This window comes from Paenibacillus sp. J22FR21, from assembly GCF_056269135.1.
The window spans coordinates 493,752-518,718 of the sequence record NZ_JBWDNJ010000004.1 but is presented as its reverse complement, the minus strand read 5'-3'; the positions used below and the strand labels follow the sequence as shown (position 1 = coordinate 518,718).

14 protein-coding genes are annotated in these 24,967 nt (G+C 50.9%); 11 read left to right on the top strand and 3 right to left on the bottom strand.

The window, feature by feature from the left end:
* Positions 1 to 317: 317 nt before the first annotated feature.
* From AC0YNS_RS17745 to AC0YNS_RS17730, 4 genes are read left to right on the top strand one after another with little or no spacing between them, the layout of a single operon-like run.
* Positions 318 to 1,502, top strand: a complete 1,185-nt coding sequence (locus AC0YNS_RS17745) for an enolase C-terminal domain-like protein (RefSeq protein WP_475782293.1) — start codon at positions 318 to 320, stop codon at positions 1,500 to 1,502.
* 12 nt (positions 1,503 to 1,514) lie between these two features.
* Entirely contained in the window at positions 1,515 to 2,309 is a 795-nt protein-coding gene (locus AC0YNS_RS17740) for an N-acyl homoserine lactonase family protein (protein WP_475782292.1), read from the top strand.
* Positions 2,306 to 3,067, top strand: coding sequence for an SDR family NAD(P)-dependent oxidoreductase (locus AC0YNS_RS17735; protein ID WP_475782291.1), 762 nt, complete (start codon positions 2,306 to 2,308; stop codon positions 3,065 to 3,067). The genes AC0YNS_RS17740 and AC0YNS_RS17735 overlap by 4 nt, the downstream gene beginning before the upstream one ends.
* A gap of 21 nt (positions 3,068 to 3,088) precedes the next feature.
* Positions 3,089 to 4,099, top strand: coding sequence for a zinc-dependent alcohol dehydrogenase (locus AC0YNS_RS17730; protein WP_475782290.1), 1,011 nt, complete (start codon positions 3,089 to 3,091; stop codon positions 4,097 to 4,099).
* Between the two features lie 32 nt (positions 4,100 to 4,131).
* Here AC0YNS_RS17730 and AC0YNS_RS17725 read toward each other — a convergent pair whose 3' ends face one another.
* Both AC0YNS_RS17725 and AC0YNS_RS17720 read right to left on the bottom strand, forming a co-directional pair.
* Complete coding sequence (locus tag AC0YNS_RS17725; RefSeq protein ID WP_475782289.1) at positions 4,132 to 5,295, bottom strand: ROK family protein; 1,164 nt, start codon at positions 5,293 to 5,295, stop codon at positions 4,132 to 4,134.
* A 73-nt stretch (positions 5,296 to 5,368) separates the two neighbouring features.
* The gene (locus tag AC0YNS_RS17720; RefSeq protein ID WP_475782288.1) at positions 5,369 to 10,885 is read right to left on the bottom strand and encodes a DUF7507 domain-containing protein; all 5,517 of its coding nucleotides are present in this window, start codon (positions 10,883 to 10,885) and stop codon (positions 5,369 to 5,371) included.
* A gap of 191 nt (positions 10,886 to 11,076) precedes the next feature.
* On the opposite strand from AC0YNS_RS17720, the gene xylA reads away from it, so the two are divergent.
* The 3 genes from xylA to AC0YNS_RS17705 all read left to right on the top strand — a co-directional run bounded on the left by xylA (position 11,077) and on the right by AC0YNS_RS17705 (position 15,889).
* Positions 11,077 to 12,390, top strand: coding sequence for a xylose isomerase (xylA, locus tag AC0YNS_RS17715; protein WP_475782287.1), 1,314 nt, complete (start codon positions 11,077 to 11,079; stop codon positions 12,388 to 12,390).
* 20 nt (positions 12,391 to 12,410) lie between these two features.
* Positions 12,411 to 13,910 carry a xylulokinase gene (xylB, locus tag AC0YNS_RS17710; protein WP_475782286.1) on the top strand — a complete coding sequence of 500 codons (1,500 nt, stop codon included), beginning with the start codon at positions 12,411 to 12,413 and terminating at the stop codon, positions 13,908 to 13,910.
* Between the two features lie 248 nt (positions 13,911 to 14,158).
* Entirely contained in the window at positions 14,159 to 15,889 is a 1,731-nt protein-coding gene (locus AC0YNS_RS17705; protein ID WP_475782285.1) for a methyl-accepting chemotaxis protein, read from the top strand.
* A gap of 95 nt (positions 15,890 to 15,984) precedes the next feature.
* Here AC0YNS_RS17705 and AC0YNS_RS17700 read toward each other — a convergent pair whose 3' ends face one another.
* Positions 15,985 to 16,947 (bottom strand): helix-turn-helix domain-containing protein, encoded by a 963-nt coding sequence (locus AC0YNS_RS17700; RefSeq protein WP_475782284.1) that lies wholly within the window; start codon positions 16,945 to 16,947, stop codon positions 15,985 to 15,987.
* A 68-nt stretch (positions 16,948 to 17,015) separates the two neighbouring features.
* Between AC0YNS_RS17700 and AC0YNS_RS17695 the strand changes: the two genes are divergently transcribed.
* From AC0YNS_RS17695 to AC0YNS_RS17680, 4 genes are all read left to right on the top strand, one after another.
* Positions 17,016 to 17,924, top strand: a complete 909-nt coding sequence (locus AC0YNS_RS17695; protein WP_475782283.1) for a DUF1835 domain-containing protein — start codon at positions 17,016 to 17,018, stop codon at positions 17,922 to 17,924.
* A 72-nt stretch (positions 17,925 to 17,996) separates the two neighbouring features.
* A complete protein-coding gene (locus tag AC0YNS_RS17690; protein WP_475782282.1) occupies positions 17,997 to 18,398 on the top strand; it encodes a hypothetical protein in 402 nt (133 codons plus the stop codon).
* 385 nt (positions 18,399 to 18,783) lie between these two features.
* Positions 18,784 to 23,292, top strand: a complete 4,509-nt coding sequence (locus tag AC0YNS_RS17685; protein ID WP_475782281.1) for a beta-galactosidase — start codon at positions 18,784 to 18,786, stop codon at positions 23,290 to 23,292.
* Positions 23,293 to 23,582: 290 nt separating this feature from the next.
* Complete coding sequence (locus tag AC0YNS_RS17680; protein WP_475782473.1) at positions 23,583 to 24,827, top strand: ROK family protein; 1,245 nt, start codon at positions 23,583 to 23,585, stop codon at positions 24,825 to 24,827.
* The last annotated feature ends 140 nt before the right edge of the window (positions 24,828 to 24,967 follow it).

The window sequence follows — 24,967 nt, the reverse complement described above, 5'->3', positions numbered from 1 at the left end:
AATATTGAAACGAAATAACTTACATTGTATACTTAATTCGAAAGCGGCGCTGGGCTGCCACCTATTTAGGAGACCAGCGCTGCCTCTACTCTCCTACCTCAAGTCACCTCACTGATCACCAGCATCATCAACCAACCGACAGCAAATCAGACTCCTGCATCTCATCAAACAAACACCGTACCCCAAAGGAATCACTCAAGCGGAAAACCATAGGCTGCTTGATGTTTTTGGCATGCCATGCTTTTGTAAGCGCTTATATGTACGCAACTGCCAGGTGCTAGAATCCCCAATTAACAGATCAAGAGGAGGCTGCTTGAATGAAAATCGAGCATGTACGCGTCTTTATTGTGAATGGTGAGAAAGCTCATGCCCAGCAAGTGAGGCAGGGGAGCGTCAATACGGAGGGTTCTTGGTTGTCGGAAACGGTAATCGCGAATCCGATGTCCAATTACCCGGAATATTTCGATCGCAGGTCCAGCTGGCTTGGCATGGGAGGCCGCGTGATCGTGCAGATCATCGCCGATAATGGACTCGAGGGGTATGGCGAGAGCACGGGGGGCATGGCGACGGCGTCGATCGTTAACGAGCATATCAGCCGCATCTTGCTGGGGAAGGATCCGTTTCAAATCGAGAAGCTGTGGGACATGATGTTCAAAATCACGCTTCCTTACGGTCGCAAAGGCATTCCGATCATGGCCGTTTCCGCGGTAGATTTGGCGTTGTGGGATCTCATTGCGAAGGCCAGGCAAGAGCCGCTTTATGTCAGCTTAGGCGGCGCGACGAAGGATAAAGTGCAGGCTTATGTCACCGGCAACGAATCGACGAAGATCAAAGACCGCGGCTTCATGGGCCAGAAGCTCGCGATGCCATACGGACCGTCCTCGGGCTGGGAAGGCATGAAGCGCAATGTGGCGCTGGTTGCGGAAACAAGGGGTATTTTGGGACCGGATATGGAAATTATGCTCGACTGTTATATGGCATGGAACGTGGAGTATACAATTCGGATGGCGGAGCTGGTCGCGCCATACCGCGTCAAGTGGATCGAAGAGACGCTGCCGCCGGACGATATTGACGGTTACGCGGAGCTCAACCGCAAAGTCATCACGTCCGCGATCGCGACAGGCGAGCATGAATATACGCGATACGGCTACCAACAGCTGATCCAAGCGCGCGGGGCTCAAATTCTACAGCCGGATATTTGCTGGGTCGGCGGGGTGTCGGAAGCGCGCAAAATATGCACGATGGCTTCCGCATGCAATCTCGAAGTGATTCCGCATGCAGGCGGGCTGCAGCCTTGGGCGCTGCACCTGATTTTCTCGCAGGTGAACATTCCGTATGCCGAATTTGCTTATTATCAGGGTGCGGATAAAACCAATTATGATGTCGTGTTTGAAGGCGTCCAGCTGCCGCAAGACGGTTGGTTTACGCTGCCGGAATGCATTGGAACCGGACTTTCGCTGCGCGAAGGGGCACTTGAAGTGCTGGATGAGCTGACTAGATAGGAGGCAACTCAGATGAGCGTCTTTACAATCAAATGCTTGCGAACCGCGACGCACAGCGCGCCGAAGCCGGTTTTTCTATTCATGGAAGGGTTCGGGGAGCAAGTGCATGTGAATTGCTATTTTTGGCTGATCCAAGGTGCCGGGCAGAACATCCTGGTTGATACAGGGATGGGCGGAACGCATCAACGCAGCTACGGCGGTGAGTATGGCGAAGAGTTTCATAGACTCGATCAGAACAGTCATGCCGGGTTCCCGGTCGCCGAAGGCGAAGATACGGTGTCATTACTCGCTGCGAATGGATTACAGCCGCAGGATATTCATGCAGTCATTCTAACGCATCTGCATTATGATCATATCGCCAACATTCCGCTCTTCGTCAACGCCAAGATTTACGTGAATCGCAGAGGCTGGGATTTCGCGGTCGAACGCGGCGTACCGATCTTCGATACGTTCCCGCACGCACTCCTTCGTTACATGGACAAGGAAATGAAAGAGCAGCTTACACTCGTACCGGACGAGGCCGAAATTGTCCCTGGTATTCGGGTTATCCATGTAGGCGGACATACTCGCTGCTCGCAAGCGGTATTGATACAGATGGAGGACGGCATAGCCGCCATTACCGGTGATGTCGCTTTTCTGTACGAGAATTTGGAGCGAGAGCATCCGATCGGATTCGGGTTCAGCGCCGAGGAAAGTGTGTATGCGATTCGCCGGTTGAAGCGGGAAGCGGATATTCTGCTGCCTGGTCATGATGCGGCGATCTTGGATCGTTATCCGGATGGATGGGTAAGGGGGAATCGTGCTTGAGCGGGAAGTTGCAGGGGCAAGTTGCCATTGTAACCGGCGGAAGCCGTGGGATTGGCAGGGGGATCTGTGGCGAGCTCGCCAGCGCGGGAGCCACTGTAATCGTGAACTATACCAGTCGCGAAGAAGCTGCACTTGAGGTAGTTGCCGAGATCAAGCAGCGCGGCGGGCAAGCAGAAGCAATTGGCGCGGACATTGGGGTGAAGGCCGAAATCGATCGCATGGTCAGCGAAGTGAAATCGCGCTATGGCCGCATTGATATTCTTGTGAACAACGCAGGCATTTGTCCATTTCGCGATTTCTTCGCTATCGAGGAAGAGACGTGGAACCGGACGATCGCCGTCAATTTGGCAGGCGCTTTCTTCTGTTCGCAGGCAGCCGGAGCTGTCATGCGTGAGCAAGGGAGCGGGGCTATCGTTCATATCAGCACCGTAACGACGATGAGGGGCGGACCCGAGCAAGTTCACTATGCGGCGAGCAAAGGCGGCATGAACGCGCTGACCTCGTCCATGGCTAATGCACTTGGCAAATATGGCATCCGAGTCAATGCAATCTTATGCGGCGGCGTGGCGACTGACATTAATCTCGAGCAGCGCAAGCAAGCGGGAGCTCAGGTCGATGAATGGGCGTCGCACTTACCGGCCGGACGCGGGGGAAGGCCAAGCGATCTCGGTAAGGCGATTGTCTATCTGACATCGCCGGATGCGGAATGGGTAACCGGTGCTTTGCTCGCTGTCGACGGGGGCGCACTGATCATGTAATTGGGGAAAGAGGAGATAGCCATGAAAGCAGTGATGTGGACAGGACCGGAGCAAATGTCATTCATAGATTTGGCATTACCGGAGCCGAAGGAACAGGAAGTGGTCATCAAAGTCAGCCATGCCGGTATCTGCGGCTCTGACCTGGAAGGGTATCTCGGTCATAACAGCCTGCGGCATCCGCCGCTGCTGATGGGCCATGAGTTCGCCGGTGATATTATCGGCGCTGCCGCGAGCTTAGCGGTTGGTGATCGAGTAGTTGTGAATCCGCTGATTCACTGCGGCACATGCCCGCGCTGCGTTCGCGCGCAATATAACCTCTGTGATCGCAGGCAAATTATCGGCATCCACCGGCCCGGTGCTTATGCGGAGCAAATTACGGTACCTGCTGGACAAGTGGTACGCATTCAAGATGCGCTCTCCTATCGCCGAGCAGCGCTCACCGAGCCGTTAGCATGCTCCTTGCGCGCAACCAGGCGTGCGATGGCGACCGTTCCATTCGGCAATGTGGCCATCATTGGAGCAGGCGCGATCGGGTTGCTCTGCGCATTTACGGCACGTTTGCTTGGAGCGGGCAAGGTGTTCGTGCTTGATAATAATCCGCTAAGATTGGAGCTTGTCTCCCAAATGGGCTTCGATGGCGCGGTAGACAGCACAAGCGATGCATCACTTGCTGCTATGAAACAGGCGACGAATGGCAAAGGCATTGACATCGTCATTGATGCGGCAGGGTTCAGCGTGACGCGAAGTCTCGCCAAAACAATCGTCAATACCGGCGGTACGATTATGAACATCGGGCTTGGCAGCGCAGAATCACCGCTTCCGATCAACGATATGATTCGCTGCGAGACGAATGTACTTGGCTCGTTCTGCTATACGCCGCAAGATTTCGCCGATGCACTGGAGCTGCTGACCGACGGGAAAGTGACCGAGGAAGGCTGGACAACAGAAAAACCGCTGGAGGAAGGACCGAGAAGCTTCCAGCGGCTTGTGAAAGGCGAAATTCAATACGGCAAAATCATTCTCGCCGTCTAGGCGAATCGCATTTAACAACGTTTAGCAGTGTGCTAGCTGTCCTTCATCTTGGTCAGAAACGCGGAAATCGCGTAATGAGCTGCCCCGCGCACAGCGGACTTGTCACCTTGCTCCGCATAGAGCAGGCGGAATTGTTCCCGGTGATAAGCGAGTGCGCGACTGCCGACCGTAGCGGCGACGGCTTCGCGAATCCACGGTTCCGCACGCCGCATCCGGTTGCCGATAATCACAACATTCGGATTGAATACATTCACGATGTTTGCAATCCCCGTTCCGATCCATTCCCCAATCCGATGAAACAGGGCGATGACTTTCTCATCGCCTTGTTCGGCTGCGCCGATTAGGGCATCCAAATCCGTATACCCCAGCGGCTCCGCCTGTTCAAGCAATGCGTTCTCGGAGGCATACAGCTCCCAACAGCCGCGATTGCCGCAGCGGCATGGCGTACCATCCGCCATCACGGACAGATGACCAAGCTCTCCGGAGAAGCCGGCCGCCCCTTTGTACAGCTCCTTGTTCAGGATAATCCCCGTTCCGATTCCGATCCCGATGCTGACATAAATTTGATTGGCAATGCCGCGTCCGGCGCCGTATTTCTGCTCGCCTTGCGCCCCGGCATTCGCTTCGTTGTCGATGGTAGCCGGCACGCAGAAGCGTTCCTCAATCATGGCCCGAAGCGGAACCTGCGGCCAAGATAAGTTTGGCGCGAACAAGATCGTGCCCTCGCCATTGACGATACCCGGCACGCCTATCCCAATGCCAACCAGACCATAAGGGCTCGCAGGCATGGATGTCCTCAGCTCATCGATGCAATCCATCAGCTTCGGAAGCACGATATCGATCTCATGATTATCAATCGGCAGCTCACGTTCCAATACGACGGCGCCTTCCAGATCCGTTAAGATGCCGCGTATATAATTAACCCCAAGATCGATGCCGATTGCGTAGCCTGCACGGGCATGGAACAAGAGGAGAAACGGCTTGCGTCCCCCGCTCGATTCACCCGGGCCGATGTCGAGCACGAGATGGCGGTCGATTAAATCCTGCACAAGACTCGAGACCGTCGCCTTGTTCAGTCCGGTCCGCTCCGATATTTGAGCACGTGAAAGAGGCGCGTGACGAAGCACCGCCTCCAGCACGATTGCTGTATTCATTTTTTTGACTAAGGTCAAATCTCCGGTCTTCTTAATGGCCATAACGTCCCCCGAATCCGCCTCGCGGATGATTTGGGTACGATTTTACCACGCGGAAGGTGAAGTTGCACTTTATTTATTCCTCGTCGTCGTATACCTCAACGATCCATACGTTCGACTCCGCAGTGCCGCTGACCGTATGTCCGCCTTCTGTAAACGTAAAGCTGGCGTGCGCTTGATTCTCTAATCTGTGACCGGGCGGCTCCAGTTTTACTCTAGCCTTGAACGACACCGTCGCGAATGTGCCGGCAGGGATGGTACCAATCGGTATACCCGGGAAGCCCGGAGTCGCATCAGGCAGCCGTTCGCCGTTGACCGATACACTGCCCGGAATAAAGGCGGCTTCCATCGGAAGCGGATCCCTCAGTACAACATTATGTGCAGCATATGAAGTCGGATTCCGAACGACCAAGGAATAGGTGATGCGGTCGCCGACAACGACAGATATGGCGCTTGATGTTTTCTCAATGAGCAGGCCGACAACCGTAACGTTCGCACGCGCTTCGAACGGAGCCGTTTCATTCGAGCTGATGACAGCCGTATTGACGACTTGCGAACCAATCTGCGCATCCTGAGGGAGGATGAACCACAGTGATCCTCGTTGATTCGCCCCCGGCGTCAGTTCATCCAAGTGGAAATCATACCGCGCAGCCGCATCAACCAAATGAATGTTATGCAAGGTGACATTACCGCTATTGACGAAGAACAATCCCATTCTTAGCCTGCCGCCGGGAACACCGATGACCGGCAGTTTCTTCGTCAATTCAAGCCGTGGATCCGGAAGAACGAGCACCGAGCTGTCCGCAACGGCAGGCGGTGTCTCGCTTGTCGTTACCGTTACCACGTTGGTGATAATGGTGTTAGCCAGAGTGCCGAGTGGTACGACGTAGTCGGAATGAAGCGTGAACGAATCGCCGATATCCAAAGAGTTGATCGTTTCGTCAACAGCAACAAGCGGGTCGTGCAGCACGAGATTTGTCAAGATCGTGTTGGACGTATTCGTTACGGTCGTTTCGAACGCAATCGTTCCTCCCGGAAGTACCTCGGTTTGTGCGGACGTCTTCCGAACATCAATCGAGTAGACCGGCAGAATATCCAGATTCGTCATCGCCTCTTGCGGGGTGGTCTGATCAGAGACGGCCACAACGGTATTGAATATGCTGGTTCCGGCAGGTAATCCGAAAGGCACTTGAAACGGGATGTTCAAGACAAACGTATGCTGAGGTTCCAGCAGTGAAATGACTTCGTTCAGATTCAGCAAGTTATCCGTTAACCGAATGCCTGTTAAGGCCACATTGCCCGTATTGGTGACCGTGATCAAATAAGTGACGAAATCCCCAGGGATCGCGGTTCTTGAGCTTTCACGCTTCTCCAGACTTAAGGAAGGAGCAGCAGTCACGGTTACGGCGGCTGCGGCGGAAGCAGGCAGCGTTTGATCGGAAGTGACGGTTGCGACATTGTTAATCACTGTGCCGGCAGGCGTTTGAGGTGGAATCGTGTAATCGATCGTAATTGTTCGAGTCACACCCGGAGGAATAACCGGCGCATCTATGAGCAAACCAAGCAGCTCATCCGTGATCTCCACATTCGTTAAAATAACCGCTGAGGTATTAATGATTTCAATGGTGAATGTAACGGTTTCGCCCGGAGCGGCAGAAGCCGGGGTGACCGTCTTCGTTATTGAAATGTTTGCCGGTGTATCTACGCTGATCGATGCAGACGCAGTTACAGGCGTCGGAATCTGATCCGAGGTTACTGAGGCCGTATTCGTAATGATCGTACCGGCAGGAACAGCCGGAACTACGAATGGCACAACGAATGGCACGCTTTGACCGATTGCAAGTGACGGAATCACGTCCGCAAAGCCAAGCGTCGGGTCGGTAACCGTAACATTCGTCAGCGGCACGTTGCCGGTATTCGTGACCGTAATGGTGTAGTTCACAATGTCGCCTGGCAGGGAAGTCGACTGGCTGGCCGTCTTCGTCAACGTGACCGCAGCAATTCCATTCACAGTGACGGTTGCAGTGGCTGTCTGAGTTTCACCGAGCGCATCGACGAAGACGGTATTGACAATTACCGTGCCTCCGGGTGTGCCAAGCGGAACTGTATATGGCACGCTCAGTGTATAGGAGCTCTGCGGCGGGAGTTCGGCCACTGTCTCGCTGATCCCAAGGACAGGGTCCGTAATTTGAATATTTGTGACGAGCGCGGTGGAGTCGTTAAACACAATAATCGTATAAAAGACCGTATCGCCCGGATCCGCAGTCAAGGTGCTCACAAGCTTCTGCACTTTAATATCGCCGGCAGGAATCGGCAGTATTTCGACGCTGGCACTTGCCGTACGATCACCGGTCTGCATGCTGCTCGCTGTAGCTGTGTTCGCAATGATAGAGCCGGGAACAGCATCAACGGGAATGGTGTACGGAATCATATACGTTTGAACAGCGTTAGCATCAAGCTCCGTAATCACCGTTTGCAGACCAAGAATCGGATCCGTTACCAACACATTGAAGAGGGAGGCATTTCCTGTATTTTCGACCTTAATCGTGTACGTGATGGTTTGGCCCGGCAGCGCTGTCGCGAAATTGACCGATTTCGTAATCGTCATATCGAAAACATTCTCGGTGGTGACGGAAGCCGATGCTGAGACAGGCGGCGTCTGGTCGGAAGAGACTGTTACGGTATTCACATAGACAGTTCCCCCGAATGAATCGAGCGGTATCGTGAAATCGGCATTGATAGTCCGGGACTCGCCCGGTGCAAGGCTGTCGAACGTATAGTTTAGATTGAAAAATTCATCGACAAGCAATACGTTCGTTAACACAACCACGGATGTATTTGTCAGCGTAATCGTGAAGGTTACCGTTTCACCCGGAAGAGCGGAAGGTTCGCTTACGGACTTAGTCAACGATAGGGTCGGTGGGGTTCCAACGGTTACAAAGGCATCGGCGAACACCGGAGTCGGCGTCTCGGTTGAGGTTGCGTTCGCGATATTATGAATGATCGTTCCCGGCGGCAAGGCCGGAATAACCGAAGGGACGTTGAACACGGCCTGCCCGCCTATCGCGATTAGCGGAATGATCGTATCCACGCCAAGGAGCGGATCTTGGACGCGCACCTGTGTCAAGCTGGTGTTACCGGTATTGGTTACCGTGAAGGTATAGGTGAGTGGAGTACCGGCCGGTCCGCTGGTCGGTGCAACGGTTTTGGTTAAACTAAGCGATGGCACGGCCGTGATAATAACCATCGTCGTTGCCGTGGTTGGCTCCGTTTGGTCAGAGTCGGCTGTCGCGGTGTTCGTCAGAATGGTTCCTGCTGGTGTTCCGGCGGGAACGGTGTATTCAATGTCATACATGATCGTGGCGCCGGCAGGGAGGGTGGCGATCGTTTCCGTAAAAGACAGCAGATCGTCCGTAATGGTGACATTCGTCAAATTGGCATTGGAAGTATTCGTGACCGTAATGGTGTAGTTAATTATTTGACCGGGTACGGCCGTACTCGCATCCGCTGTCTTAGCCAGCGACAATCCGTATACTGCTGCGACGACGACTTCTGCCATTGCCGAAATCGCCGGTGTTTGATCGGTTATTACCGATGCGGTGTTGATGATTTTCGTCCCTGCGGGCGTTCCGAGCGGAACCGAAAAAGAGGCGTTAGCGACATATTGCCCGCCTACCGGGAGAATAGGCACCGTAACGGAGAAGGACAATACCGGGTCGGTAATAAAGACATCGGTTAGCGGGATGTTGCCCGTATTGGTTACCGTAATGTCGTAGAAGATGGTTTCGCCCGGCGCTACAAGCGTCACACTTGGTGTTTTGGTAATCGTGATGCTTGGGGCTGCGAGGATGGTAACGTCTGTACTCGCTGTTTGCGTGCCAAGTGAGGATACGAGAGTCGCGGTATTGTGAATAATTGTGCCAGCGGGCGTTCCGGCGGGAACGGTATACATGCCATGAAAGACGACGGAAGTTTGCGGATCGAGCTTCGCGATCGTTTGATTGACATGAAGCAGCGGATCGGTCAGCACAAGGTTGAACAGCGTCGTGGCTTTGGATTCATTGCTGACGGTAAGGGTGTAGATAATGGTTTGTCCGGGGATCGCGGTGGCGCTATCTGCTGACTTGGTCAAGATGACAGACGGCGTTTCCGTGATCAGGACGGTTGCCGAATCGGTTAAGGGCTGAGGCAAATTGCTTGCGGTTAGCGTTGCGGTATTGACGAAATTACTGCCAATTGGCGTATTCGCAGGAATGACGAAGGGAACAGAAGCCAGCTCACCGCTGGTCGCTGATGGAAACGACAAGTCCAGACCAAGCACGGGATCGACCAGATGCACATTTAAGAGCGTGGCACCATTCTGAACCACAAGTGTAAACGTGTAAGTAACGGTATCTCCGGGTTCTGCAGTGGTAGGTTGAACGGTCTTGATCAGCTCCGCTACAATCGGGCCGACAATATTAATGGTGACAGCCGCGGATTGCAAAGGCGTTTGATTGCTCTTCGCCGTGACGATATTCTGATAGCTGCTGTTAGGCGGGCCGGATTTGATGGAGGAATTAATCGTGAATTGTACGGACTGTCCGGCTGGCAGCACCATGACCGTTTGGTTAAAGTTTAGTTCAGGGTCGTCGACGACAATATTCGTTAACGTCCCGGCACCTGTGTTCGTGACCGTGATGACGTACGTCAGCGGTGTTCCCGGAGGGCCGCTTACGGAACTTCCGCCATTGACGGTCTTCGTCAGCTGCAGCCTCGGTGTACAGAAGACTTCCGGCAAACAGCCCGTAAAAGGGACGTGATGCTCTTCAATGGAACCGGTCGTATTGGTAAGCGATCCGACCGCAATCGTGCCGTCGATGTTCCCGAAGCCGGATGCGCTCCAAGCTGCGAATGGGGCAAGCACGGAACCTTTGATCGACAGATTAAGGTTGAATGCAGTTGTCGCTTGAAAGAAATTCCATAGAATGACGGCCCCGTTCGCTGGGGTGGATTGACCGCCGTTGATGAAAATCGCATAGCTGCCGAATCCGACATTGGTCCCGGAAATATTCACAAGCACAGTGGAGCCGGGCGGTGTGATAATGTTAATGCCGTTTGCGGTGGCAAGCGAAACACCGGAGCCCGCAACGTTATTGCCATTGATGTTGAATATATTGAGGGTAGGGCTGTTGCCGCTTAATACGATTTGGCCGAAGTTAACAAAGGCGGTTCCGGTTGGACCAAGTGAGCCCCACGAGCTTGAGGCACAGGTCAAATATTGCTCTGCTGCCGCAAAATCGACCGGCGTGGCGCGGAAAGGCTGACCGGCAACGCCGTTATTGTTCGTCATCGTGTAATTAATAATGGTTCCGGTAGGGCTTATGACGCTGTTCCCGCTGAAATTGGTGCCGCCGATGATGTTCATATTGCCGCCAACGATCAAGTCGGCACGCGTAGTTGATGTGGGGAGTGCATTGCCAATTCCGTAGCTGTTGTAGGTTGCATTGCCACCAACGGCCACACGTCCGCCGGAATCAACGAAAGATTGCGTGTGGTTCCCCAGCACGAAAACGTTAAAATCATTCGCTACGCCTAAATTACCGCAGGCCATCCAAACTCGCCTCCTGTGTGTTGAAAGAAAAACTATGTACAATGTATGCGAGCAAGCCGGGATGTATGCCTGTATTTGGATGGGGGATGTTATAAAAAAAACATACTTTGTTTAGTAGACAAACTAAGTTTAATGATGCTAGAATAGCTGTAAGAGCGTTTTCAATACATCCATTCTAGGAGGAATTATTCATGGCTTATTTTCAAAATATCGGTAAAATCGCTTACGAAGGCAAAGGCTCGGACAATCCGCTAGCATTCAAACATTACAATCCTAAAGAAGTTGTACTCGGCAAAACAATGGAAGAGCATCTGCGCTTTGCAGTAGCATATTGGCATACATTCACTGGTGCCGGCTCCGATCCGTTCGGCGTAGGCACTGCGGTTCGCGGCTGGGATTCCGCTAATGAGATGGATCAAGCGAAAGCCCGCGTTGAAGCGAACTTCGAATTCCTGAACAAAATCGGCATTCCTTACTTCTGTTTCCATGACCGCGACATTGCTCCGGAAGGCGCAACACTGGCTGAAACGAACAAGAACCTGGATATTATCGTGGACTTGATGGAAGAGAACATGAAAGCTACCGGCGCGAAATTGCTCTGGAACACGGCGAATATGTTCACGAACCCGCGTTTCGTACATGGTGCAGCTACTACGTCCAATGCGGATGTATTCGCTTATGCCGGTGCACAATTGAAGAAGAGCCTTGAAGTGGGCAAACGTCTCGGCGCAGAGAACTATGTATTCTGGGGCGGCCGAGAAGGCTACGAAACGCTTCTGAACACAGATATGGCGCTTGAGCTCGACAACCTGGCTCGCTTGCTTCACATGGCTGTTGCATACTCCAAAGAAATCGGATTCGGCGCTCAGTTCTTGATCGAGCCTAAGCCGAAAGAGCCGACTAAACATCAATACGACTTTGACGCGGCAACGACAATTGCTTTCCTGCAGAAATATGATCTCAAAGAATACTTCAAGCTCAACCTTGAAGCGAACCATGCTACGCTTGCCGGCCACACATTCGAGCACGAAATCCGCGTTGCTGCCATCAATGGCATGCTTGGCTCGCTGGATGCGAACCAAGGTGACCTGCTTCTGGGCTGGGATACAGATGAATTCCCGACAGACCTGTATTCGACAACACTTACTTTGTATGAAGTGCTTAAAGCAGGCGGTATTGGCAAAGGCGGCGTAAACTTCGATGCGAAAGTTCGCCGTGGCTCTTTCGAAGACGAGGATCTGTTCCTTGCTCACATCGCTGGTATGGATACGTATGCTTGGGGTCTGAAGGCAGCTGCGAAGCTGATCGACGAGAAAATCATCGACAACATCGTAGACAACCGTTACCGCAGCTTCAAAGACGGCATCGGTGCCGAGATCGTTGCAGGCCGCGCTACGCTGCAATCCCTTGAGCAATACGCGATGCAAAACAACACGATCAAGAACGAGTCCGGCCGTCTTGAGCGGATCAAATTGGTACTGAACGAAGTTATCTACAGCGTTTAATTCGAGGAGGCCAGTCAAGCATGTCCTATGTTATCGGAATTGACCTGGGTACAAGCGCGGTCAAAGCGCTTCTCCTTGATCGGAGCGGAACTGTAGCTGCTGAAGCTTCCCGTGATTATCCGCTGTATCATGAACACTCCGGCTGGAGCGAGCAGACGCCGGATGACTGGGTGGAAGGAACAATCGGCGCGCTTCGCGAGCTAGTGGAGCAATCCGGCGTACCGGCTGATGCGATTGAAGGCATCAGCTTCTCCGGTCAAATGCATGGCTTGGTGCTGCTGAATGCGGCTGGAGATCCGGTTCGCAAAGCCATTCTATGGAACGATACGCGCACGACGGCGGAATGCCGTGAGATCGAAGCACTAGTGGGCCAAGAGCTGCTGCTTACGGTAACCCGTAATCCAGCGCTTGAAGGCTTCACGCTGCCGAAGATTCTATGGGTGCGTAAGCACGAACCGGAAGTCTTCTCGCAGGCGGTTTCGTTCTTGCTGCCGAAGGATTATGTTCGCTATCGCCTTACAGGCGCGCTGCATATGGACTACTCGGATGCAGCAGGCACGTTGCTGCTTGATGTAGCGAATAAATGCTGGAGCAGCGAAGTGCTCGAAGCGGTCGGTCTTCCGGCTTCCTTCGCGCCGCCGCTTGTGGAATCTCATGCTTTGACTGGCACATTGCTGCCTGATCAAGCAGCAGCTTCCGGACTATCCGAGAGCACAAAGGTGTTCGCGGGCGGTGCGGATAATGCTTGCGGAGCCATTGGCTCCGGCATTCTGCAAGAGGGATTGACGATGTGCAGCATCGGCACCTCCGGCGTTATTCTTTCGTTCGAGCAGGGCAGCGGCAATGATTTCCGCGGTAAAGTGCATTTCTTCAACCATGGTAAAGAGAATGCGTTCTACGCGATGGGCGTTACGCTCGCGGCAGGCTATAGTCTCAGCTGGTTTAAGAATACGTTTGCTAAGGGTGAATCGTTCGACGAGCTGCTTGCCGGTATCGGCGATGTGAAGCCGGGCGCTAACGGACTTCTGTTCACGCCTTATCTGGTTGGCGAGCGTACGCCGCATGCCGATTCGGTTATTCGCGGCAGCTTTATCGGGATCGATGGTTCGCATGAGCGGATTCATTTTGCCCGTGCTGTTATGGAAGGCATTACGTTCTCTCTGAATGAATCGGTGGATCTGTTCAGACAAGCCGGCAAAATGGTAGATACAATTATTTCCATTGGCGGCGGCGCTCAGAATCCGGTGTGGCTTCAGATGCAGGCTGATATATTCGGTGCCGATGTCGTATCCTTGGAGAATGAGCAAGGTCCGGGGCTTGGTGCGGCGATGCTTGCAGCATATGGCTGCGGATGGTTCGAAAGTTTGGAGGCGTGCGCAGAATTGTTCGTGAAACGCGCCGCGGTTTATCATCCAGACCCAGCTGCTGTCAGCGCATATGCAGGGCTGTTCCGCGTCTACCAGGACGTTTACGCGCAGTCGAAAGCGTTGAACGCAGGCTTGCAGCCGTATCGCTATTAGATGAAGTTAATATAAAGCCGCTTCTTTCGAACGTCGAGAGAAGTGGCTTTTTTGTGTCTGTACGATAAATTTTTCTTTAAATATTTAACTTTCAGCAAAAATATGGTAGATTAGCAAAATAGACAAATGGCGCTAAAATGGAGGTTTTATTGACATTTCCAATTCACGCGAAATGTCGAATAATGTAATTATTAAAGTGACGAATTTCCAAGTATAATTGGAATATTGGGGCAGAGGCGGAGATCAACATGGGGAAGATGAATGGAAAGGTTAGATTTACGGTTGGTGCCAAGCTGATGATTTCCTTTATCAGCGTTCTGCTTTTGCTGCTTGTGAATGGGGTGTTGAACTCCCTCATGATGACCAAAATTAATGACAACACGAAGATGATCGCGGACAAATGGCTTGTAGGCGTTGAGACGATCAACAACATCAACTACATGGCGGATCATGTGCTGACCCTGCAGTACAAAATTCTTCTTGAAACCAATGCAAGCTTGAAGAAACAATATGTTTCCGATACGGATGCAACGATTAAGAAAGTAGATGATAGTCTCGCAGCGTATAAAGCAATTATGACAGCGGGGGATCAGACGGATCAAGAGCTGTTCACGAAGCTTGAGGAAGCATGGAAAGGGTATCAGGATGTTACGAAGAAGGTGTCAGCGAACAATAAGCAAGCGCTGAGCACGGCAGAAATTGTTGCGCTGATGAAGGATTCGGAGCACTCCTATGCGGCGATTCAAAGCAGCATTGATTATTTGGTCCGTAACAACCATACCGGCGCAGAAGAGGCGAAGGTGCAAAACATAACGATCAATTCGCAATCGCAGCGGACAAGTCAAATCGCACTGGTTGTCGGTACGATTCTGGTTATTTTCTTGACCTGGTATGTACGCAGAACGATATCGAAACCAATTAAGCAGGCGGCTGTCGTTGTGAATGAAGTCGCAAGCGGCAATTTGGTTACGGAAGTGCCGAAGATTCGCAATAAGGATGAGATCGGCGCTTTGTATAACTCGCTTTCCGGCATGATCGTGCAGTTGCGCGCTGCTATGCAGGGTGTACAAGAAGCTTCAGCAGGCATTGCTTCTTCTTCTCAGCAAATGCTGGCGATCTCGGAGCAGAACGCAGGGTCGTCGCAGCAAGCCGCGGAATCGGTTGCGGATATGGCTGCCGGAACGGAGATTACGCTGCAGCGTTTCGAGGAAGTAAGCAAGACGACGCAGGATCTTGGCGAAGGGATCAATCGTATTGCGGAGTCGACCTCGCTGGTCGCCAGCTTATCGGCAGATGCGAGTCGTCAGGCAGCGATTGGGCATGAAGCGGTATCGCAGGCGATGGTACGGATGTCGGCCATTCACGAAACCGTGCTGCAAGCAACCGAGCAGGTCAATCGACTGGAAATGCATACCCGCAACATCGGCGGCATTTCGAAGCTGATCGGTGAAGTGTCGAAGCACACGAACTTACTCGCACTGAATGCAGCGATAGAAGCAGCACGCGCCGGCGAGCACGGCCGCGGCTTTGCGGTAGTCGCCGACGAGGTTCGGAAGCTGGCGCTTCAAACTTCGGAAGCCATCGAAGAGATTGAGCAAGTGATTGAACATGTCACGAGCGACACGCTTACCGTCGTGGAAACGATGCGTTCGAGCTCCGTTGAAGTGGAAGCCGGTCTGCGCAGTGTGCGTGAAGCAGGTGCATCCTTCGCTGGCATTGCAGCAGCATCGGAGCGTGTATCAGGTCAAGTGCAAGAGGTGGCAGCAGCATCGGAGCAAATGGCAGCAGGCTCAGAACAGGTCATCAGCTCGATGCAGCGTTTGCAGGAGATTGCAAGGAACAGCTCCGAAACGGCGATGACTGTGGCAGCTACAGCAGAGGAACAGACCGCTTCCGCAGAGCAAATCGCCAACTCATCCCGTTCGCTGAGCGATATTGCGCTTGAGATGAACGCATTGACAGCGAAGTTTAAATTGTAACAAGCAGCAGAAGAACCGCCTCAGAAGTGTGCGATACGACTTGTGAGAGCGGTTCTTTGTTATGTGTTATGCAGGTAATCGTAGTCTACATCGACTCAGTCGCCCCAAATTTCACCGGGCTCTACGCCGAGCTCGGCCGCAATCAAATGGGCCGTTAGGCGCTGCGGCTTCTTGATTTTGCCGTTTCGGATATTGGAAATGGTCGTTAATGAGATTTGGGTGTTCTCGGCAAGCTGGGTGACAGAGAGCTTCTTCTCTACCATAAGCAAACGGAGCTTATAGGCCGGATCGATATCCGCATCACGCATGTCGCTCTTAAAGGATTGGGTTTGTTTACGGATGGCTTGTCCAAACTTGGATAGGTGAATGGCATTCATGGCAAGTGTAAGGATGGCATAACATTTAAAGCTGTCATCCGCATTGTAGAAGGGTTGAATGAGAGATGTTGTGAGGTACCTTTCTTCAAAAAGCCGTAGTGTGTACGTGATTTGACCCGACTGACGGCTTTCACGAAGTGAATTAAAGAAGCTGTGGACACGAGCCTGATCTTCTTCTACAACAAACTCTTTGTTTTGTTTCAGGGAAAGCTTGTACCTGTCATAGGGAATCGAGCTGCGATAGCTGCGAAGCGACGTCATTAATCCACCGCTCGTATAGATGACCGAAGACACAACATTCTGTTTCATCACCATTTCTTCAATCCATTTGTGCTCAGAGCGGTCAACAAGCTTAACGGTGTAATAGACGGCATTAATAATTTCGAGCTGCTGAACAAACACTTCAGCGAAAATATGTTTATCTGACTGCATAGTAAGATTGCATTCCGCGTATGCGCTGCTCTTCTGATTCGAGAAGGTAGCGCAAAGCCGGTCAATAAGCCCCCATAGCGTGCTGGCAGTATCAGGCTGTATCGTTGCAATATCTTGCCCGACCAGCTGCTCAGAGGAAAAGCCTGTTATAGTTGAGAAGGCATTATTAATCGTGTGTATTGTACGTACACCTTGATTCTCATGAATGATCATGATTGCATCTGTATAATACGTAAATAAATCATCCATTATTATGCCCCCCTGCTCCTGTTGTTCGTTTATTATAACATATAATTAATGGAAGGGAATGGATAAACATGCTTCATATCACAAATGGCGATCATGCTGCCGCGTTGTTAGCACGAACCGGGTTGTTCGAATCAGACCGTATTCTGCCTTGGAGAGAGAGCTGGATCGATGGCCCGGCGTCTCTGGAATGGTGGGGGTTAGCCGAGATAATTGAACGAGCCGTATGGTTTGAAACGGATTGTGGCGTACCGAGCGAGCATTACAGACGAGAGTGTGAGTCGCAGTTAGCCGTATTGACGAGCGCGGTACGTGAAGGCGAGGACATCGTGCTCTGGTTCGAATATGATTTGTTCGATCAAGCGATGCTTGCGGCTTTGCTTTATTGGCTGTGGCGTGCACCAGTACGGCTTGGACAAGCTCCGAAGCTTAGCTGGGTTATCGCCGAAGAGGTTGCCGGCGTTACAGATTTCCGCGGCCTGGGTCAGCTGACACCGGAGCAGCTTAGCGGCTTATGGCGGGAACGCAAGCTGGTTTCCGGTGATGAGCTCGCTGCAGGTGCTCGTGCATGGGAAGCTTATGCTGCAGGTGGCAGGGAACCGATTAAGTCGTGGCTAAAGAGCCAAGATGCTGCTATTCTGCCAGTGATGGCCGCAGCGCTGCAGTTCCAGCTTCAGCGGATTCCTTCCGAGGATGATGGTGAAGTAGGTATTGTGGAGCGATTAACGCTGGAGGTATTAGAGCAGAGGCAAGGGCCGCTCACGCCGGATAAGTTATTTGGTTCCGTTTCTACGGCAATTCCGATGCTCGGCATGGGTGATTTGTCTTATTGGGCCGTGCTCAATCGGATGGCGGCAGGTAATTTTCCGCTAATTATCATTGATGGAGACGAGCCGCTGCCGGGGTATGCTGCAGAACATCCGATCGAGTGGGGCAAGTGGCAGATTGTTCTTGCGGCGAACGGAATTGGCAAAGGGTAGGAATGACTTCTTGGGAAATGGGCATTCTAAACGGGAATGGACTATTTTGCCGGAGAAGGGTGTGCCTGAAAGATGCAGAATGATACTGCGTTATTTTTTCAATTCGGTGATAGCAATACCGCCGCGCTCGCGTGCAGCACGCTTCAAGAGCTAGGTTACGAACCTGTCATTCAGCAGGGTGGGGGCGTGCATATTCATTTGCATGGCAGCGATCTTACTTCCGCACTTGAAATTGCGCAAGCGCATGGCGGACAGCTTGCGGTTCAGTCCTCCATACCGGATATTGAGCTCACGAATGACGCTTACAATATGGAAAATATTACGATACCGGCGCATGTGGTCAACGAAGATTTGATCGCTCAAGAAGAATCGCAAGCCGGATTAACCAATTGGGACGACGACGCCCCCCAGCAGGATGATTTCTTCCCGGACGACGGTTCGTACGGGTACTTCTCCGGCGATGTACATACGTAAGGAATTGCTCGCATTGGATGCGAGCTCATTTTGACAGGCTGACCGGCTGCTGCTGGTTGGCTTTTTTTGCTGTACAGAGGTGACAAGAGTTCTCAGGTTCGGCCGATACGTAGGATGCGTGTTGCTCTATAGAAAAATAGCAGATGTCAAAATAACAACAGACACAAGTAAAGATATTCTATTAATGCGTTCTGCGAATCGCAGTACAATAGCTGTGAAAACTTGAAAGCGCTTCAATCAGCGAAAATACATACATGCTTTCACTTAAGGAGTTACAGAGATCATCAAAGGAGGCGTTGCAGAGAGGACAGGGAGTGTCCGGTAACGCATTATGCTTCAAAGATAGACAGTTAGATGTTGCAAACAAACGGGAGGTTATATGAGCATGTTCAGACGAATAAATGCCATTATTCTTACAGGCGCATTGCTGCTTGGTTTAATAGGATTCGGCTCACCACCTGCTAGCCGGGCTTACGCTGCTGATGATCCGGTTGTATCGGCAAATCCGACTACCCAAGAAGAGGTTATTAACGGATTCGAGAAAATCGCGGACTGGAAGTCTAATGACGGCGCTATGTCAGTTGCAGCAGATACAGGGAATAAGACGGAAGGCGCACAATCAGTCATTGTCACCTATCCGGTACCGAATCCGCTAGGCGACAATGCTTGGCGCGAAATTCTATGGAACACAAAAGAAGATCCACTCGACTTATCTATTGCAACGCAGCTAAAGGTAGATATTCGTCCCGTAGGTAGTCAAACAGCAGGTGATTACGAACCGCTCCGGTTCAAGCTGTATAACGAAACGGCGAATAAGGTTTTGTTTGAAGACGCATTGCCGAAGGAAACGGCGGATCAGTGGAATACATTTACGCTGGATTTAAGCAATATGACAGCGGCGGATAAGGCTTCAATCAGCCATATTGTCTTTTACATTTGGAACAAGGATTCTAATATTGGCGGCAGAACGACACTGCAATATGAGTTTGATAATTTAAGAGTAATAAAGCCTGTGGATTCGTTGATGGAGAGTGTCATTAACGGATACGAGAACTTGAACGATTGGCAGGGCACAACGGCTACAGCAAATACAGTAACTAAAACTGAGGGAACACAAGCAGCCGATGTTATATTTTCCGTCCCGAGTCTGGATAATGGAAATGCGTGGGTCGAGTATCACTGGGATTTGAATGCAAATCCACTCGACTTATCTCCGGCTACGAAGCTGAAGTTCGACATTCGTCCCGTAGGTAGTCAAACGGCAGGTGATTTCGAGCCGCTCCGCTTCAAGCTGATGGATTCGGTAGGCAGTGTAATCTATGAAGAGCCACTCCCGGTTCAGACAGCGGAACAGTGGAATACGTTCACTTTAGATCTAAACAATATCCCAGCAGCGAATCGCTCTCATATTACGAACATCATCTTTTATATTTGGAATGGCGATACCTCTATTGCGGGCAGAAGCACGCTGCACTATCAGCTCGACAATATGAGAATTCTTACGAGTCAGGTTCAACGTGTATCGGCAACTCCGGATTCTTCGGCCGTAACGCCGGGCACAAAGGTTACCCTTACTACACCGTCTGTGGGAGCTAACATCTTCTACACTCTCGATGGATCTGATCCAAAGACTTCTACTACCTCCATTATGTATACTGGCCCCATTACGATCTCGGATGTCACCACAATTAAGGCCTATGCGGAGATTACGGATAAGCCGAAGAGTGCGGTTTCCGTTTTCGACTACACAATTGGAACCGGTGTGTCGGGAGAAGAGCTCTACGGGATAAAGTCGAATGTAGCGGATATCGGAAACGGGATGCTTGCAGGCATCCAACGCACGAGCAATTTCGGTGCAGATGGCTTTGTGAACGATTGGAGCGGGCAGGCTTCTTTCACTTTACCGTCTAATGCCAGTAAACAAGTAAAAATATCAGGCTGGGGCGGTGTTAACGATTCGTCAGCAAATGCGGTACTTGCCTACGATGATAATAATCTCTACATGCAAGTTAATGTGAAGGATGCCGATCAGTTTGATTTTTCAGGCGGCGATATTTGGATGGGCGATAGTGTTCAGGTTGCTTTCTCCAAGGATGGCGCAGTTTACGGACCGGAATACGGCTTCTCTTACGGCGGCGGAACGGCAAGCAAATTCAGCTGGAATAGCGGGAGCGCTAAACTTGGAGTAGATTCGATCAAGTTGAAAGTCAGCCGTGACAATACGAATAAGGTAACCGCCTATGATTTGGTTATTCCGTGGCTGGCCGCGTTGCCTGCAGCACCAGGGGATAAGGTTCCATTTACATTGCTGATTAATGATAATGATGGTTCCGGCAGAAGAGGCTACATCGAATGGACGCCGGGGATCGGTAACGGCAAGGATGCAACAAGTCTTGGTTCCTTGATGCTGCTGGATCAAGACCAAACCTGGAGCACTTGGATGCATGGGCCGCAGGATGTTCTTCAGAATACAACATATGACTATTCAATAGCTGTAGCTAACTTCGGCGAGGAAGCTGAGACATTCCAGATTTCCCTTCCGAATGTCGGCGGTTCAGAGCTCCAGGAAGTCACCGTACCAGCAGGGAAAGTGCTTAAGAAAGCAATTCCGGTATCGTTCCCTACTGTTGGGAATCAGCAATTCAAGGTAATCATCATTAATAAAGATACAGGCGAGTCCAAGGAAGAAACGATTGCCGTATCCGTAAAACGGAATGCAGATGCATTGTTAAGCTTGCTGAATGAATTGAGTGAGAAGCTGCCGGCGCTGGAGGGTCTGCTTGCGACAGCTAAGGCGCGGCGCATCCCGGTAGACTACGAAACGGTGAATTACACTGTAATCAAGAACTTTATTCAATACGGCAAAGACGACATTACGAACGGTCTCTTAACGCGGGCAGATTATGTCGTAAACGAGCTGGATCGCCTCTACAATGAAGCGATCACGAATGTGCAGGCTTACTTGAGCGGTAAGAAGACAGCGTTAAGCGTTCCGAGATACGTCTCTGCTCGTTCGAAGCTGAAAGGCTTCTCGTTTATCGGCCCAACAAAAACAGCCACATCGAATCAAGTCGACAACCGGCCGATTTTCTTCACGGGATACGGCCACTTCAATCAAGCGAAAGCCGATATCCCGCAGTTTAGCGACTATGGCACGAATATCATTCAGATGGAGCTAGGACCGGATGGTACGGTGCTGCCGCCTGCAACAGGAAGCAAAGACGAGTTCAGCATTTCCACAGAACTTATTAAGAACAGCGTTATTCCAACTCTTAAAAATGCAGAGAATCATAATATCGCGGTCAGCCTGCTCATCTCACCGCATTATTTCCCGCAGTGGGCGAAAGATAAGTGGCCGAATGTGGTGAATACCGACAATTCGGGCTTCCTGAAATTCAACGTTAATGCACCGGAAGCACGCAAAATTATCGAAGCCTATATCAAAGCTTTGATCCCATTGGTGAAGAATTCATCAGCGCTGCACAGTATCATCATAAGCAATGAGCCGAAGTATGATACGAGAACGGATACTTATGCAGTGGCGCCATGGCACCAATTCCTTAAGAAAAAATATAAGAAAATCGGAAGTTTAAATACTAATTATGGTTCGAATTTCAGTACATTTAACGATGTTGCAATGCCTGCATCCAGTAGTGCAACGCCGTATTACTATGATTGGACTGTTTTCAACAATGAGTACTTCTCATCGTGGCACGAATGGATGGCTGAGCTAGTGAAGAAGCTTGCGCCAAATGTGCCTGTCAGCGCCAAAATCATGGCTAACTTGACTGGTGCAACAACCTATGGCGTTGATCCGGAGGATTTTAGCGAATTCTCGGATATGAACGGTAATGACAATTGGAATTACCTTGGTAATGGCATTGGCGGCTTTATCCGCGAGAACCGGTTCTATGACTTGCAAGGTTCGTTTAGAAAAGCGCCAATCTTTAACTCGGAAACACATGTTATTGCGGACAGAGATACCGTTTATACACCAGAACAAGCTAAGCATGTCGAAACATCACTATGGCAATCCGCTGTACATGGCAAGAACGCTTCTACGATATGGGTATGGGAGAGATCCTATGATTCTAATAGTGATTTCTATGGCAGTGTTCTGCAGCGTCCGGATGTGGTACAAACGATAGGTAAAGTGAATTTGGATTTGAACCGACTGGCTTATCAAGTGACTGCTCTGCAAAACAGTGCACCGAAGGCAGCTATTCTCTACTCGCTTCCTTCCATGGTCTACTCGAATTCGTATTTGGATATGATGGATCGGGCCTATGAAGCACTGACATTTAGTGGTCAAAGAGTAGGCTTTGTTTCTGAAAAACAATCGCAAGATGGTGGATTAGATGATTACAAGCTGCTTATCGTTCCGCAAGCTACTAATGTATCGGAATCCACGCTGAAAGCTGTTAAAGCTTTCATTAAAGCAGGCGGGAAGGTCATTATGATCGGCAACAACTCAATGAGCGCTGATGAGAACAATAAGCCGCTGAATAGCTCAATCAGAAGCGCGGTTCTTGCAGGTTCGAAGGTACTCGCCAGCGACATCGACAACGCCGCTTTAAAACAATCAATCAGAGCGAGTTTGACTGATCTACGGTTATTGAATGTTGTTCTGAAGGATAAGGTAACAGGTGAAGTAATTGACGGTGTGGAGTGGCTGAGCACAAGTTTTGAAGGTAAATTGCTTATCAACATTGCTAACTATGACCCTACTACAGCCTCCAAGACGATTAAAATTGAAGTAAATGGTAAAGCAGTAGGTAACGCGCGTGAGTTGATTAATGGCAGCACCGTGGATACAAGTAATTTTACTATCGCACTTGAGAAGCCATACTTGCTCTCTGTAGATCTGGACAATCGCCCAAGCCACCATAACTGAGTGATTCAAACATTGGTGAAGTAGTGCTTAAATGAGAAAGCGATTCACTAGAAACATCCGAATGAGTGGTGATCGCTGGAGCATTCTTAGGATTTCATGATGAGAACAAGTCCACGATGATGTCGTGGACTTGTTCTCGTTCGGTGGGAAGTTAGTGTGCCGTGGATTTTAGTTGCGGAATATCGGGTTGGTGGGGATAGGGTGATAAGCGGTTCCTCCAATAAAGCATCTTTTATGCTATAATTCCCATAACGATGTTAGCCTAAGGAGCGTTGGTGGAAGTGAATCAAATGAGGGGAGCCAACAACAGGCGGGTTAAAAGCCTTAATCGCAGCACGGTGCTTCAATATATCCGCAAGCAGGGACAAGCGTCTAAAGCCGACATCGCGGCGCAAACGCATCTGAGTTTTACAGCGGTTAAGAATATCATTGATGAGCTGCTCTCTTATTCGTTTATCTGCGAAGTAGGCTACGATGAATCAACAGGCGGCAGGAAGCCGCTCTTATATAAGCTCAAGGAAGACCGATTCTACTCGGTAGGTCTTCATCTCAGTGTCGCCCGCATTCATGTCGTCGTTCTGAATCTATCAGGCGGCGTTCATGCTCATTACGAGACGGAAACGAATCCGGATACGCTTCAAACCAACGCCATCGTCGAACAGTTGATCAGCTGCATCGAAGAAGCAATCGTGAAGTCGAACGTAGATCGCACTCGAATACTCGGTATTGGCATGGCGATTCCCGGACCGCTTGATTCCTTCGGAGGTGTCGTACTGTCGCCGCCAAACATGAAGGGTCTGGCGGGTCTGCCGCTTAATCAGCTGATTACGGACCATTTTGGAATCGAGAGCTTTATCGAAAAGGATGCGAACCTGATCGCGCTAGGCGAATATTGGCATGGGGCCGCTCAGGGAAAGCAAAATGTATTCTATCTCGATGCTGACGTTGGGATCGGAAGTGGATTGATTATTGGCGGTAAGCTGCACTATGGATCGCCTTATGGTGCAGGTGAAGTAGGTCACGGAACGATCAACATTGATGGCCCTCGATGCAATTGCGGAAATTATGGATGTCTTGAAGCGGTGGCGTCGGGTCTTGCTCTTGAGCGGCGAGCAGGCGAGGAGATTCGCAGAGGTGCAGAGACATCGTATCGAGAACGATACCTTGCAGACGAGAAGTCCGTTTCGATTGCTGGAATATTGGATGCAGCGCGTGACGGAGATCCATTGTCGCAGCAGCTGCTAACGGAATCGGCACGTTATGTCGGCATTGCGGTTGGCAATGTCATTCATCTGCTTATGCCGGAGATCATTATTATCGGAGGAGCGCTTACGCATGCGTACCCTCCATATTTTGAGCAAACGAAGGAAATTGCGATGAGCCGGATTTTCGCTTCCTTTGCCGACCATATTCATATGTACAAAGCCGAATTAGGTGTGTTAGGCGGGGCAATCGGTGCGGGGACGCTGGTGCTGGAGCAGTTTTTTCAAAAAGATGTAAGCGAATGGATAGACATGAAGCCGCTGCTACGTTGAGGGCGGCTTTTATAATGCCGACTTCTTAAATTCATATTCATAAGGTGGAGAAAACCCATTGACGCATTAGTAGATCAGTTGTAAAATCTATCCTATAATCACTACTTCTTAATATTATATTAATAAGTTTCCGCCGCGAA